Consider the following 13,402-nt stretch of genomic DNA (forward strand, 5'->3'; position numbering starts at 1 on the left):
CCGATCTCGGTACACTTGAGCAATGGCTGAGCGATCCTGGTCCTTCTCGAAAGCGTTCCGCACTCTCTTCACGGGCCCCGAGCTCATCACCGAGGAGACGTGGGACGATCTCGAGGCCGCGCTCATCACGGCCGATTTCGGCCCCGACGTCACCGAGTCGATCCTCGACCAGCTGCGCGTCGACGTCGAACGCCACCGTGTCACCGAGGTGAAAGACATGCGCCGCATGCTGCGCGACGCCATCGAAGAGCGGCTTGCCGCCTACGACCCCACACTGCACCTCTCCGAGCGCCCCGCGGTGATCCTCGTCGTGGGTGTCAACGGCGTGGGCAAGACGACCACTATCGGCAAGTTCGCGAACTACCTCACCGCGTTCGACAAGAAGATTCTGGTGGGCGCCGCCGACACCTTCCGCGCCGCCGCGGTCGAACAGCTGGGCACCTGGGCCGAGCGGGCCGGCGTCGACATCGTGAAGCCGCAGCAGCAGGGGCAAGATCCCGCTTCGGTTGCCTTCCAAACCGTCGAACGTGCCAAGAACGAGAACTACGACATCGCCATCATCGACACCGCCGGCCGCCTGCAGACGAAGGGCGGCCTCATGGACGAGCTCGGCAAGGTGCGCCGCGTCATCGAAAAGCAGGCCCCCGTCGCCGAGGTGCTGCTGGTGCTCGACGCCACCACAGGCCAGAACGGGCTCGCGCAGGCCGAAGCCTTCATCGAGCACGCGGGGGTCACCGGTCTTGTGCTCACCAAACTCGACGGCTCGGCAAAGGGCGGTTTCGTGCTGTCTGTGCAGCAGAAGACCGGCCTGCCGATCAAACTCGTGGGCCAGGGCGAGGGCATTGGCGATCTCACCGGCTTCACGCCGCACGTTTTTGCCCAGCAGCTGGTCGGCTGACGCCGCACGTTTTTGCCCAGCAGCGGGTCGGCTCACGCCGCCGTTTTCTCGCTGTCAGCGAAAACCTCCCCTTCGCGCTGTGAAGAGGAGTAGACCAGAGGGTGAGGCCTGACGGCCGAGCCCCGCGCTGCGACCGCCGGACCGGATCACCGCCCACGAGGCGGATCATTCGAGAAAGGCATGACATTGCAGAACCTCACCGTACTCGGAACCGGCGTACTCGGATCCCAGATCATCTTCCAGGCCGCATACTCCGGCAAGAATGTGGTCGCCTACGATCTGAGCGACGAAATCCTCGCGAAGCTGCCCGCCCGATGGGAGTACCTGAAGCCCCTCTATCTGCGCGACCTGCCTGACGCGACTCCCGAGAAGCTCGATGCGGCCGTGGCGCGCATTCGCACGAGCTCCGACCTCGCCGACGCGGTGCACGATGCTGACATCATCATCGAAGCCGTGCCCGAGCGTCTCGACATCAAGCAGCAGACCTGGGAGAAGGTCGCCGCGGTGGCCCCCGAGCGCACGATCTTCTGCACGAACTCCTCGACCCTGCTGCCGAGTGACATCGCTCCGTTCACGGGGCGGCCCGAGAAGTTTCTCGCGCTGCACTTCGCGAACGAGGTGTGGGCGAAGAACACGGGCGAGGTGATGGGGCATGCGGGCACCGACCCCGAGGCCTTCGAGGCCGTCGCCCAGTTCGCCGAAGAGATCGGCATGGTGCCGATCCGCATTCACAAGGAGCAGCCGGGCTACGTGCTGAATTCGCTGCTCGTGCCCTTCCTGAATGCGGCTTCGCGGCTGTTGGTGCGCGGCGTGGCGAGCCCTGAAGACATCGACCGCACCTGGAAGATCGCAACCGGGGCACCGGCCGGGCCGTTCGAGATCTACGACGTAGTCGGCATGATGACCCCCTACAACCTGGGCAAGGACAGCGACGATCCCGAGCAGCGCCAGTTCGCCGAGTACATCAAGCGCGAGTACATCGACAAGGGCTACCTGGGTAAGGGTTCGGGCCGGGGTTTCTACTCCTACGAGTGAGGTCCGAAGACCGGGGGCGAGCCGGGTAGACTGGATCCGCTATGGCTACTTTCGGAAACCTGTCTGCTCGGCTCACCGAGACCTTCAAGAACCTCCGTGCGAAGGGCAAGCTGTCGGCCTCCGACGTCGACAGCACGGTGCGCGAGATTCGTCGCGCCCTGCTCGAGGCTGACGTCGCGCTCGACGTGGTCAAGGAGTTCACGGGCAAGGTGCGCGAGCGCGCGCTCGGTGATGAGGTCAACCAGGCGCTCAACCCGGCCCAGCAGGTCGTGCAGATCGTCAATGAGGAGCTCGTGGGCATCCTCGGCGGCGAGCAGCGCCGGCTGGAATTCGCGAAGAACCCGCCCACGGTGATCATGCTCGCGGGCCTGCAGGGTGCAGGCAAGACAACGCTCGCCGGCAAGCTTGCGAAGTGGTTGAAGGATCAGGGCCACACGCCGATGCTCGTGGCCTGTGATCTGCAGCGCCCCAACGCGGTCACCCAGTTGGGTGTCGTCGCTGAGCAGGCGGGCGTTGCGATCTACGCGCCGGAGCCCGGCAACGGCGTCGGCGATCCGGTGAAGGTCGCCAAGAACGGCGTAGCCGAGGCGAAGTCGAAGCAGTACGACTTCGTCATCATCGATACCGCCGGCCGCCTGGGCGTCGACGCCGAGCTGATGCAGCAGGCCTCCGATATCCGAAAGGCCACCGATCCTGACGAGGTGCTCTTCGTCATCGACGCCATGATCGGCCAGGACGCCGTCGCGACGGCACAGGCCTTCCAGGAGGGCGTCGATTTCACCGGCGTGGTGCTGACGAAGCTCGACGGCGATGCCCGAGGCGGCGCCGCTCTCTCGATCCGCAGCGTGACAGGCCGCCCGATCCTCTTCGCCTCCACCGGTGAGGGCCTCGGCGATTTCGAGCCCTTCCACCCCGACCGTATGGCGAGCCGTATCCTCGACCTCGGCGACATCCTCACCCTCATCGAGCAGGCGCAGCAGGCTTTCGATGAGGAAGAGGCGCGTAAGGTCGCGGAGAAGATCGCCACCGACGCCTTCACCCTCGACGACTTCCTCGGCCAGATGCAGCAGCTGCGCAAGGCCGGCTCCCTGAAGAAGATGATGGGGATGCTGCCCGGTATGGGCAAGATGAAGGATCAGCTCGACAACTTCGACGAGCGCGAGATCGTGCGCACCGAGGCGATCATCCAGTCGATGACGAAGGCCGAGCGACAGAATCCGAAGATCCTCAACGGTTCACGCCGTCTGCGCATCGCGAAGGGTTCGGGCATGACGGTCACCGACGTCAATCAGCTCGTGCAGCGCTTCGAGCAGGCCGCGAAGATGATGAAGACGGTGGCCCGTGGCGGCGTGCCGCAGATCCCGGGCATGGGGCCGATGCCGGGCATGAGCCACGGTGGCAAGAAGAAGCAGCAGGCGAAGGGCAAAGGCAAGAAGCAGTCGGGCAACCCGGCGAAGCGCGCCCAGCAGGCCGCCGGCGTGGCCGCTCAGCAGGCCGCGGCTCCAGCGGGCTCCGGTTTCGGGCTCGGCGCGGCGGGCAAGGCGCAGCCGAGTGAGGAAGATCTTGCGAAGCTGCAGCAGATGCTCGGCAAGGGGCTGCGCTGAGTCGCGACCGTGCCTGACTGGGTGGGTGACTTCCGGTTTCCGCTCGGCAGCTCTGGGGTGCCCGTGCTCGCCCGCGTAGACTGCTCGGAGACGCGAGGGGAGGGCGCATGACACAGAAGCACTCCTGGGCGACGCTGCCCAACGCGATTACGCTGCTGCGACTGCTGCTGGTGGTGCCGATTGTGGTGCTGCTGGTCGAGGGGGAGCAGCCGGTGCTTACCGTGGTGCTGCTCGTCATCTTTGGCGCGAGCGACTGGATCGACGGTACGCTTGCGCGGCTGCTGGGCCAGGTGTCAAGCTTCGGCAAGCTGTTCGATCCGCTCGCGGATCGGATCGGGGTGGTGGCGATCGTGCTCGCGATGATCGTGGCGGGCCTGCTGCCTGCGTGGACGGCGATCGCGATCCCCGGGGTCGAACTGGTGCTGCTGGTGGTCTACGCCGTGGCGCGTCCGGCGCGCATTCCCGAGGCCAGTCTGCTGGGCAAGGCGCGCACCGCGGTCATGATGACGGGGATCGCGGCGGTGGGGTTCGGGATCCTGCCGGGGCTCGGGTGGCTCGGCGACATCGGGCGGTGGATCACGGCCGTCGGCGTGGTGATGCACGTCGTGGTGGGGGTCGACTACTTCCGGCTGATGGTCGCGGGGCGGAGGCGGGCGCGTCCTCGTTCGTGAATCCGGTGGCCCGGATGCCGGCTGCGTCGGCGGGTGCCGTGCGGCTGCGGCTGGCAATAGGGTGGATCGCATGAGCAGCAGCCCCGAGTATTGGATCGGTACGGACATCGTGGCCCGGGACGTGTGGACGACGGTGCCGCTCGACTGGTCGGATCCTGACGGTGAGACGATCAGGGTCTTCGCCCGTGAGCTGGTGGCCGCCGAGAAGCGCAACGAAGATCTGCCGCTGCTCGTGCATCTGCAGGGCGGCCCGGGTGGCAAGGGCTCGCGTCCGCTCGGCCGTTCGGGCTGGGTGGGGGCGGCGCTCGATCGTTTCCGTCTGGTGATTCCAGATCAGCGGGGCACCGGGCGTTCGACGCCGGTGAGCGGTGCCGAGTTCGGGGCGATGCCCGCCGATGAGGCTGCCCGTCGTCTGGCGCTGCACCGCGCCGACTCGATCGTGCGCGATCTCGAGGCGGTGCGGAAGACGCACTACGAGGGGCGCCAGTGGTGGACCATCGGGCAGAGCTATGGCGGCTTCCTCACGCTGCACTACCTCTCGGCGGCGCCGGAGGCGATTATCGGCTCGGCGGTGACAGGAGGTCTTGCGGGTCTCGATGCGGATCCTGCGGAGGTCTACCGCCGCACCTTCCCTCGCGTCGTCGAGAAGAATCGAGCGTTCCGTGAGCGCGTGCCGCATGTGGCGGAGCGGATCTCGCGGGCGGCCGAGGTGCTCGCTTCGGAGGATGTGCGCTTGGCAGACGGCGATCGTCTCACCGTGCGGCGGTTGCAGACCCTCGGCTTCGAATTTGGGGTGGCGCCCGGTTTCGATCGGGTGCACTGGCTGTTCGACGAGGCGTTCGCCGATGCCGCGGAGACGCGCCTGAGCGACACCTTCGTGGAGGCGGTCGGGGCTGCCACGGGGTTTGCGGGGCAGCCGTTGTACGCGGCCCTGCAGGAGGCGATCTACGGGCCGGGTCCGTCGGCGTGGGCGGCGCAGCGCGAGCGGGATCGGCGGCCGGAGTTCGCGGAGTCGTCGCGGCCGCTCCTCTTCACCGGTGAGATGGTTTTCCCGTGGATGTTCGAGGAGATCCGTTCGCTGCACGGTTTCCGCGCCGGTGTGGAGCGGCTTGCCGAGGGTGAGTGGCCGATCGCGCTCTACGACGCCGAGCGGCTCGCCGCGAACGAGGTGCCGGTCGAAGCGGCCGTCTACTTCGATGACATGTACGTCGATGCGCAGCTCTCGCTCGACACTGCGGCGCGGGTGGGCTCGGCCAATGCGTGGGTGACGAACGAGTATGAGCATGACGGTGTGCATCATGATGGGGTGGCCGAGCGTCTGTTCTCGGCGCTTGAGCGCCGCCTGGGCGGCACCCGATCCTCGCGCTGATTCGACCCTGGCCAGCCTATGATGGCCGTTTGCGCGAAGTGCTTTCGTGCCGCGAAGCTGCCAGGCGGATCGGGTTGCGGGCGGTCTCGCCAGTGGTGGGAGACGTGGGAATGGGACAAAATCCCTGATCGTGACAAAAATTGCGTCTGGGGCCGAAATGTGTGAGGATTGAAGGGTTCGCGCAATCCTGCGCGCCCAGGCTTCCGCTCCCGTTCGAATCACGAGGCGCGGCGTCGTTTCACTCGATTCAAGGAGTCATCATGGCTGTCAAGATCCGTCTCAAGCGCCTCGGCAAGATCCGCGCCCCCTACTACCGCATCGTCGTCGCCGACTCGCGCACCAAGCGCGACGGTCGCGTCATCGAGGAGATCGGCAAGTACCACCCCACCGAGCAGCCCTCGTTCATCGAGGTCGACTCGGAGCGTGCGCAGTACTGGCTGAGCGTGGGCGCCCAGCCCACCGAGCAGGTTGCCGCCATCCTCAAGCTCACCGGCGACTGGGGTAAGTTCACCGGCGAGGGCAACACCGAGTCGCAGGTCAAGCCCGTCGAGCCCAAGCCCGTCTTCGAGGTCGACGCTGCCAAGAAGCCCGTGCTGCGTCCCAAGGCTGAGAAGCCCGCAGCAAAGGCTGAGGCTGCTGAGGCTCCGGCCGATGAGGCCGCTGCCGAGACCACCGAGGCCTAATCCTCTTGGCTGAGCAGGCGCTGGCCGAAGCGCTCGACCACCTGGTGCGCGGCATCGTCGACAACCCCGAGCGGGTGCGCGTCGATGCTCGTGAGACCCCGCGCGGCGAGGTGCTCGAGGTGCGCGTTCACCCGAGCGACCTCGGCCGGGTGATCGGCCGCGGCGGTCGTACCGCGTCGTCGCTGCGAACCGTCGTGTCGGCGCTGGCCGACGGCGGGCGCGTGCGCGTCGACGTGATCGACACCGACCAGCACGACCTCGGCGACGAGGCCGGTTCGGTCGACGCGGAGGGCGCCGTCTGATGGCCGACGCTCACGGGCGTGTGCGAGCTCCCCGTCCCGCAAGCGGGGCGGGGAGTTTGCGCGTCGGGCGCCTCACCAAACCTCACGGCCTGAAGGGCGGCGTCAAGCTCGAGCTCTTCACCGACAACCCCGAGCTGCGCTTCACGCCCGGCGCGGTCTTCCACCTCCAGGTGCCAGAAGAGTCGCCGTGGTTCGGTCGCACCATCACCATGCGTGAGCTGCGCTGGTTCAACGAGTCACCGGTCGGCTTCTTCCAGGAGCTGCCCGACCGCACCGCGGTCGAAGGCATTGTGCGCGCGATTCTGTGGATCGATGAGCAGGCCGTGGCCGAAGGCGAAGAAGACAACGCCTGGTACGACCACCAGCTCGTGGGGCTCGACGTGGTGCGCGAAGGCGAAGGCGAGGCCGGCAACGTGAAGCTCGGCACCGTCGCAGAGGTGCAGCACTTCCCGGCGCAGGATCTGCTCGTCGTGAACACCGACGGCGGCACCGTGCTGGTGCCCTTCGTTGAGGCCATCGTGCCGAGCGTCGATATCGAGGCCGGTGTTGTGCGTGTCACCCCGCCGGCAGGCCTTTTTGAGGAGATCCCTGAAGATGCCGCTGAGGCTCCCGGCGACGACTCGCAGCAGGGCATGCCCGCATGAGGATCGACGTCGTATCGATCTTTCCCGGCTATTTTGACGCGCTCGAGCTGTCGCTGCTTGGCAAGGCGAAGCAGCGGGGGCTCATCGACGTGCGCGTGCATGATCTGCGCGACGCCGCTCACGACAAGCACCGCACCGTTGACGACACTCCCACGGGTGGCGGCGCCGGCATGGTGATGAAGCCGGAGCCGTGGGGCGAAATGCTCGACGGCATCCTGGCTGAGGCGGGCAATTCGGCGGGAGCTGCGGCTGACGCCGAGCCCGGCGCTGCCGGCGATCCGCTCATCATCTTCCCCTCGCCCGCCGGTGAGGTCTTCACGCAGCGCATGGCCCGGGAGCTCGCCCACGAGCAGCATCTCGTCTTCGGCTGCGGTCGCTATGAGGGCATCGACCAGCGCGTGTTCGACGAGTATGCCGCGCGCGGGCGGGTGCGCCTGGTGAGCATCGGCGACTACGTGCTCAACGGGGGAGAGGTTGCCACGATCGCGATGATCGAGGCGATAGGGCGGCTGCTGCCGGGTGTGGTGGGCAACCCTGAGAGCCTGGTCGAGGAGTCGCACGAAGAAGACGGCCTGCTCGAATACCCCAGCTATACGAAGCCTGCCGAGTGGCGTGACCGCGCGGTGCCGCCGGTGCTGCTGAGCGGCAACCACGCCGCCATCGAGTCCTGGCGTCGCGAGCAGCGCATTGAGCGCACGCGGCGGGTGCGCCCGGAGTTGTTGCCGCGCGAGCTGCGCGGCGAGTCGCGCGGCCGTCACGCTGCTGAGTAACGTCGGTGTGGCTGAGGCTCTAGGCTTGATCTATGCGTGATGTTCTCTCCGCCGTCATCGGCAAGTCGGTGCGGCAGGCGGCGAGGTTGCGTGGTGGGGGATCCGCCCTGCCCGGCCTCGTCGTTGAAAAACTCGACCCCGGGTTCATGGGCCGGGTGCTCGGCCGGCTGCCCTACGGGGTGATCGCGGTGAGCGGCACCAACGGCAAAACCACCACCACGAAGATGATCGTGGAGTTGCTGCAGGCTCGTGGGCTGCGTGTCTTCACGAACAAGACGGGCTCGAATTTTTCGCGCGGTGTTGTGGCGGCGGCGATTCAGGAGTGCTCGCTCGGTGGCAAGCTCGACGCCGATGTGGCGGTGCTCGAACTCGACGAGGCGCACGCGATGTATTTCATCGACAGGGTGCGGCCTCGCTTCACGCTGCTGCTCAATGTCCTTCGCGATCAGCTCGACCGCTTCGGTGAGATCGACACCACGGCGAAGCTGCTGCAGCGCATCGCCGACGCTACCTCCGAGGGTGTGGTGGTCAATCGTGAGGATCGGCTGGTGGCCGCGATTGGCGAGCGCACGCGCGAGCGCGGCGGATCCGCCACCCCTGATGGGCTGCCGGTTGTGCGCGAGTTCGGCCTGTCATCGGCTCTGCTCTCCACCTTCCCGAGCGACGACGACTTCCACGCGACGCCCCTCGCCGGTGCCGCGGCCGATGACGCGCCGGAGCGCCCCGACGCCGACGTCACCCTCGTTGAACTCGGCGACCACGAAGCCGTCTTCCGCATCGCGGGCGACGATCACCGCACCGCGCTCAAGCTCGAGGGCCTCTACAACACGTTCAATGCTGCGGCGGCGCTCGCGACCGTGCGGATGGTGCTCGACGCCGGCCCGCTGCCGGGGCACTCGGCTTCGTATCGCACAGCCGACACCGACGCGGCACTCGTCGCCGCGCTCGCCGAGGTGCGGCCGGCGTTCGGTCGCGGTGAGCAGCTGGTGCTCGATGGGCAGCCGCTCGAACTCGTGCTCGTGAAGAACCCCGCTGGGTTTCGGCTGGGGCTTGCCTCCTTCGAGGCGAGCGGCGTCGATGTGATGATCGCGATCAACGACCAGTACGCTGACGGGCGCGATATGTCGTGGCTGTGGGATGTCGACTTCGGTTCGCTCGCCGAGGAGGGTGTCGACACGGTGTCGGGCACGCGAGCCTGGGATATGGCGTTGCGGCTCGAACACGATGATGTGCCGGTGGGGCAGGTGGAAGAAGATCTGGGTCGCGCCCTCGCGTCGTTCCGTGAACGCACCTTGCGCGACGGCGCGGGTGCCCGGCCACGCCGCATCTACTGCACCTACACCGCCATGCTCGAACTGCGGCGGGCGCTGGCCGAGCTGACCGACGTGGAGGACATCTGGTGAGCACTGTTGAGGGCACGGTTGAGGGCGCCGGCGGCCGCGAGCTGGTCATCGTGTCGTTGTACCCGCGCGACATGAACATCTACGGCGACCGCGGCAATGTGCTGTCACTCGCGCGGCGCGCCGCAGCTCACGGTTTCGAGCCGCGTGTGGTCGAGGTGAATCCCGGCGATCCGCTGCCCGAGCACGTCGATATCGTCCTGGGCGGTGGCGGCCAGGATTCGGGTCAGGGGCGCGTCGCGCAGGATCTCGCGGCGCGAGCCGATGAGATTCGTGCCCTCGCTGCTGACGGTGTGCCGATGTTGATGGTGTGCGGTTTGTATCAACTCTTCGGGCACCGCTTCATCACCTACACGGGCGAAGAGCTGGTGGGTATCGGGGTGCTCGATGTTGAGACGCGCGGCGGCGACGTGCGCATGATCGGCAACATCGTGCTTGATTCCGAAGAGTTCGGCGAGATCATCGGTTACGAGAACCACAGCGGCGACACGCGTTTGGGGCCCGGATCGCGGCCGTTGGGGCGCGTCACGCAGGGCGCGGGCAACAACCCCGACGACGGTTTCGAGGGTGCCCGCACCGGCAACGTGATCGGCAGTTACCTGCACGGTTCGCTGCTGCCGAAGAACCCGGCGCTCAGTGACTTCCTGATCGGTGAAGCGGCGCGGCGTCGCTACGGCTCCTTCGAGCCCGTCGCCGGTGTTGACGAGACCGTGCAGCGGGCGCGCGAAAGCGCGAAGCGCCGCCCGCGGTAAGGACGCGGCGGGCGGCCTGTGTTGCAGGCTGGCCGATGGACATCGTTGCGTCGGCCAACGGCTGCCGCTGACGGTTTGTGCCGTGGGGGAGTGCCGGTGGGCAGATGAAGCCTGGCGGAACGAAGCGAGAGGCGGGCGGCATCCCGCGATCCGGAACCCGCGCAAGAAAATTTATATGCACGGGAATATAGTTCTGAGTGGCCCCGTTACTCTCTCCTGAAGCCGCCGCGAGCGGCCCCCACGACAGAAAGGCACACCATGACCATCACCGCTGATCAGATCCCCGGTTACCGCGTCGGCACCTGGAAGGTCGACCCCACCCACTCCGAGGTCGGCTTCTCCGTGCGCCACCTCGCGATCAGCAAGGTCAAGGGCAAGTTCGAGCAGTTCGATGCCACCTTCGTCACCGCCGAGAACCCCCTCGACACCACCGTGACCGCCACCGCCGAGGTCGCCTCCATCAACACCAACGAGAAGAACCGCGACGGCCACCTGCGCACCGGCGACTTCTTCGCCGCCGAAGAGTTCCCGCAGCTCACCTTCGTCTCCACCGGTGTGCGCGAGGAGAACGGCGAGTTCAAGGTCGACGGCGACCTCACCATGCGCGGCGTGACGAAGCCCGTCACCTTCGACTTCGAGTTCGGCGGCTTCGGCGAGGACGCCTACGGCAACTACAAGGCCGGCTTCACCGCCACCACCGTCGTGAAGCGCGAAGACTTCGGGCTCACCTGGAACGCCCCCCTCGAGAAGGGCGGCCTGCTGCTCGGCTCCGACGTCACCATCACCCTCGACATCCAGGCAGCACTCGCCTCCGAGTAACCCGGCGCTCGGCGCATCCAGCGCTCAATCATGCCCCGCTGCCGGTGCCCCCTCCGACCTCCGGAGGGGGCACCGTCGTTTGCGGGGCGCTGGTGGCGGGCAGCCCTGCGAGTGCCGCGAAACCGCGGCTCGGGGTGGTGGCACCTCAGTCGAGCTCGCCCACGATCCGCCCCCGCACCCGCCGCAAATCCTCCATCAGGGAGCCGATGAGCACCCAGTGATCAGGGTGGGGTTGCGGAATCGTGTACGGCTGCGTGAGTGCGGGCGGTTCGACCTCGTGCCCCTCGTCGCCGGAGAGCGACACCAGGCGCTCCAGGTCGTGCGCGGCTCGGCGCATCTCCTCCACCATGCCGATCACCGATGGGTCGGTGACGAGGTCGGGCTCATACAGGTCGTACACCGCGCGCGACATGCCAATCACCTGCGTCACAATCGGCTGCAACCGCTGAAACAGTGCATCATCCTCGGCGAGACCCCGCCGGTACCGTCGACTGCGCGGGTTCAGCCGCAGACTCTCCCGCGCCTGCCGCAGCAGCCCGTGCACCCGCGTGCGCTCGCTCTGCAGCGCACGCGCCTCGACGTGCATCTGCTCGAGCCAGGCGTCATCTCGCGGAGCGTCGAGAGCGTCGGCGATCCGCCGCAGTGACGCCGCAGCATCGGCCGTGAGCGACACGATCGCCTCGTGCACCGGCAGCGTGCGCACCGGGGCCGCGACGAGCGCGTTGATCGCGACACCGATGAGCGCGCCGATCAGCGTCTCCACCAGCCGCTCCACACCGTAGTGCAGCTCGAGCCCGCCGAGCGCGATCATCAGCAGCGCGCTCACCACGATCTGATTCGCGGCGCTCGGCGTCATGCGCAGCACCCAGCCGAGCGCGAGGCCCGCCACGAGGGCCGCGATGAACAGCCACGAGTGCTGGCCCAGCACCTCGCCGGTGAGCAGCGCCACAGTCACGCCGAGCAGCACGCCCACCACGCGCTCCACGCCCTTGCTCAGTGACTGGTCGACGTTGTCCTGCACCACCAGCAGCGCCGCGATCGCCCCGAAGATGGGCAACTGCTCGGGGAAGATGAGCAGGCAGGTGAACCAGGCGAGCACCATCGCCACCAGCGTCTTCACCACCTGGATCAGTGGTGTGCGGCGCTCCGCGATGAACCGCCCCGTCAATTGCTGCGGTGCACGCCGCCAGCCCGCAGGGGAGGGGCCGGTCACAGCCGCCCCCGCACCCGGGGCCGGCCTGCGCCGCAGCCCGCATTCATCGCAGCAGCCCCAGCTTGCGCAGTTCGTCGCGGAGGGTGGCCCCATCGGGCCCGTAAACCCACGGCACACCGCTCGTGCTGCGGTGCAGGCGCGCTTTCGAGCGGCCACCCTGCAGCACGGCCTCGCCAACGGAAAGCTGCCTGATCGCTACCGCGGCCACGTTGTTGGGGTGCTCGGTCGCGAACTCGTGGTAGAGCTGTTCGTCGTGCTGACCGTCGTCTCCGAAGAGCACCCACTGCGTGTCGGGGAACTCCTGGGCGATGCGCTGCAGTTCGCGGCGCTTGTGCTCCTTGCCGCTGCGGAACCAGCGGTCGTGGGTGGGCCCCCAGTCGGTGAGCAGCAGCGGGCCCATCGGGTAGAGATTGCGCGCCAGGAAACGGCTGAGCGCAGGCGCGGCATTCCAGGCACCCGTGGAGAGGTAGATCACCGGTGCGCCGGGGTGCGAAGCCACCAGGTGATCGAGCATCACGTTCATTCCTGGGGTGGCGGATCGCGCGTGCTCGTCGAGCACGAAACTGTTCCACGCGGCTACGAAGGGGCGCGGTAGCGCGGTGATGAGGATGGTGTCGTCGACGTCGGAGATGACGCCGATCTTCGCGTCGGGATCGACCACGACCACGGGCGCGTCGGCGGGTTCGCTCGCGCCGGCCTGCAGGGTGATGGTGTGCCAGCCGGGGGTGAGCGCGACGGGCACCATCGCGTCGATCACGCCGCCGCGATCCGCCGTAATCTCAGTGACGAACTCACCGTCGATGGAGACCCGTACCTGCTGATAGGGCACATTGAGGCTGGTGAAGGTGCGCCAGCCGCGCACACGCGACACCGCAGCCACGTCGGGGCGCAGGCGCGTGTGCTCACGGCTCTCGGGCTTCAAGAACAGCACGCGGCCCAATACCCGTACCCAACCATCACCGCCGTAGCCGATATAGGGGATCACCGAAGGCACCTTGCCGCGCGCGACAGCCCGCCTCGCGCGTCGTCCATGCACCCAGTCTTCGAGGCGCGCCGCGAAGCGAGGTCGGGTGTCTGGCGGAGCGTTCAGGGTCACCCGACCAGTCTAGGGGGCGACCCTTCGCGGTTCCTTGCGGGCGCTGGGTGTCACCTCAGGGTGTGGTGTCGCGCGGTCGCGGCTTTCTCGACATCGAATGAAAAGAGTTTCGACGTCGAACGAAAACTGTCTTGACGTCGAAATGC

14 protein-coding genes are annotated in these 13,402 nt (G+C 67.4%); 12 read left to right on the forward strand and 2 right to left on the reverse strand.

Features of this window, described 5'->3' with window-relative positions:
- Window positions 1-22 precede the first annotated feature (22 nt).
- The 12 genes from ftsY to WFL22_RS03455 all read left to right on the forward strand — a co-directional run bounded on the left by ftsY (window position 23) and on the right by WFL22_RS03455 (window position 10,947).
- Entirely contained in the window at window positions 23-898 is an 876-nt protein-coding gene (gene ftsY / locus WFL22_RS03400; RefSeq protein WP_336651130.1) for a signal recognition particle-docking protein FtsY, read from the forward strand.
- A 180-nt stretch (window positions 899-1,078) separates the two neighbouring features.
- Window positions 1,079-1,933: a 3-hydroxyacyl-CoA dehydrogenase gene (locus WFL22_RS03405; RefSeq protein ID WP_336651129.1), complete on the forward strand. Its 855-nt coding sequence runs from the start codon at window positions 1,079-1,081 to the stop codon at window positions 1,931-1,933.
- Between the two features lie 41 nt (window positions 1,934-1,974).
- Window positions 1,975-3,537 (forward strand): signal recognition particle protein, encoded by a 1,563-nt coding sequence (gene ffh / locus WFL22_RS03410; RefSeq protein ID WP_336651128.1) that lies wholly within the window; start codon window positions 1,975-1,977, stop codon window positions 3,535-3,537.
- A gap of 107 nt (window positions 3,538-3,644) precedes the next feature.
- On the forward strand, window positions 3,645-4,208 hold the full coding sequence (locus WFL22_RS03415) for a CDP-alcohol phosphatidyltransferase family protein (protein ID WP_336991466.1): 564 nt from the start codon (window positions 3,645-3,647) through the stop codon (window positions 4,206-4,208).
- Between the two features lie 70 nt (window positions 4,209-4,278).
- Complete coding sequence (locus WFL22_RS03420; RefSeq protein ID WP_336991467.1) at window positions 4,279-5,577, forward strand: alpha/beta fold hydrolase; 1,299 nt, start codon at window positions 4,279-4,281, stop codon at window positions 5,575-5,577.
- A gap of 260 nt (window positions 5,578-5,837) precedes the next feature.
- Window positions 5,838-6,260, forward strand: a complete 423-nt coding sequence (gene rpsP / locus WFL22_RS03425) for a 30S ribosomal protein S16 (RefSeq protein ID WP_336651125.1) — start codon at window positions 5,838-5,840, stop codon at window positions 6,258-6,260.
- Between the two features lie 5 nt (window positions 6,261-6,265).
- The gene (locus tag WFL22_RS03430; protein WP_336991468.1) at window positions 6,266-6,562 is read left to right on the forward strand and encodes an RNA-binding protein; all 297 of its coding nucleotides are present in this window, start codon (window positions 6,266-6,268) and stop codon (window positions 6,560-6,562) included.
- Window positions 6,562-7,206, forward strand: coding sequence for a ribosome maturation factor RimM (rimM, locus tag WFL22_RS03435; protein ID WP_336991469.1), 645 nt, complete (start codon window positions 6,562-6,564; stop codon window positions 7,204-7,206). The genes WFL22_RS03430 and rimM overlap by 1 nt, the downstream gene beginning before the upstream one ends.
- Window positions 7,203-7,976, forward strand: coding sequence for a tRNA (guanosine(37)-N1)-methyltransferase TrmD (trmD, locus tag WFL22_RS03440; RefSeq protein ID WP_336991470.1), 774 nt, complete (start codon window positions 7,203-7,205; stop codon window positions 7,974-7,976). The genes rimM and trmD overlap by 4 nt, the downstream gene beginning before the upstream one ends.
- Window positions 7,977-8,008: 32 nt before the next feature.
- A complete protein-coding gene (locus tag WFL22_RS03445; RefSeq protein ID WP_336991471.1) occupies window positions 8,009-9,379 on the forward strand; it encodes a MurT ligase domain-containing protein in 1,371 nt (456 codons plus the stop codon).
- Complete coding sequence (locus WFL22_RS03450; RefSeq protein WP_336991472.1) at window positions 9,376-10,128, forward strand: type 1 glutamine amidotransferase; 753 nt, start codon at window positions 9,376-9,378, stop codon at window positions 10,126-10,128. Before WFL22_RS03445 ends, WFL22_RS03450 begins: the two co-directional genes overlap by 4 nt.
- Before the next feature lie 258 nt (window positions 10,129-10,386).
- Window positions 10,387-10,947 carry a YceI family protein gene (locus tag WFL22_RS03455; RefSeq protein ID WP_336651119.1) on the forward strand — a complete coding sequence of 187 codons (561 nt, stop codon included), beginning with the start codon at window positions 10,387-10,389 and terminating at the stop codon, window positions 10,945-10,947.
- Between the two features lie 145 nt (window positions 10,948-11,092).
- Here the strand turns inward: WFL22_RS03455 and WFL22_RS03460 are convergent, their stop codons facing one another.
- Together WFL22_RS03460 and WFL22_RS03465 are read right to left on the reverse strand one after the other, a co-directional pair.
- On the reverse strand, window positions 11,093-12,160 hold the full coding sequence (locus tag WFL22_RS03460) for an FUSC family protein (RefSeq protein ID WP_336991474.1): 1,068 nt from the start codon (window positions 12,158-12,160) through the stop codon (window positions 11,093-11,095).
- A 43-nt stretch (window positions 12,161-12,203) separates the two neighbouring features.
- Window positions 12,204-13,256, reverse strand: a complete 1,053-nt coding sequence (locus WFL22_RS03465) for an App1 family protein (protein ID WP_336651117.1) — start codon at window positions 13,254-13,256, stop codon at window positions 12,204-12,206.
- Window positions 13,257-13,402 lie beyond the last annotated feature (146 nt).

The organism is Leucobacter sp. VD1, assembly GCF_037150695.1.
Lineage (GTDB): Bacteria > Actinomycetota > Actinomycetes > Actinomycetales > Microbacteriaceae > Leucobacter.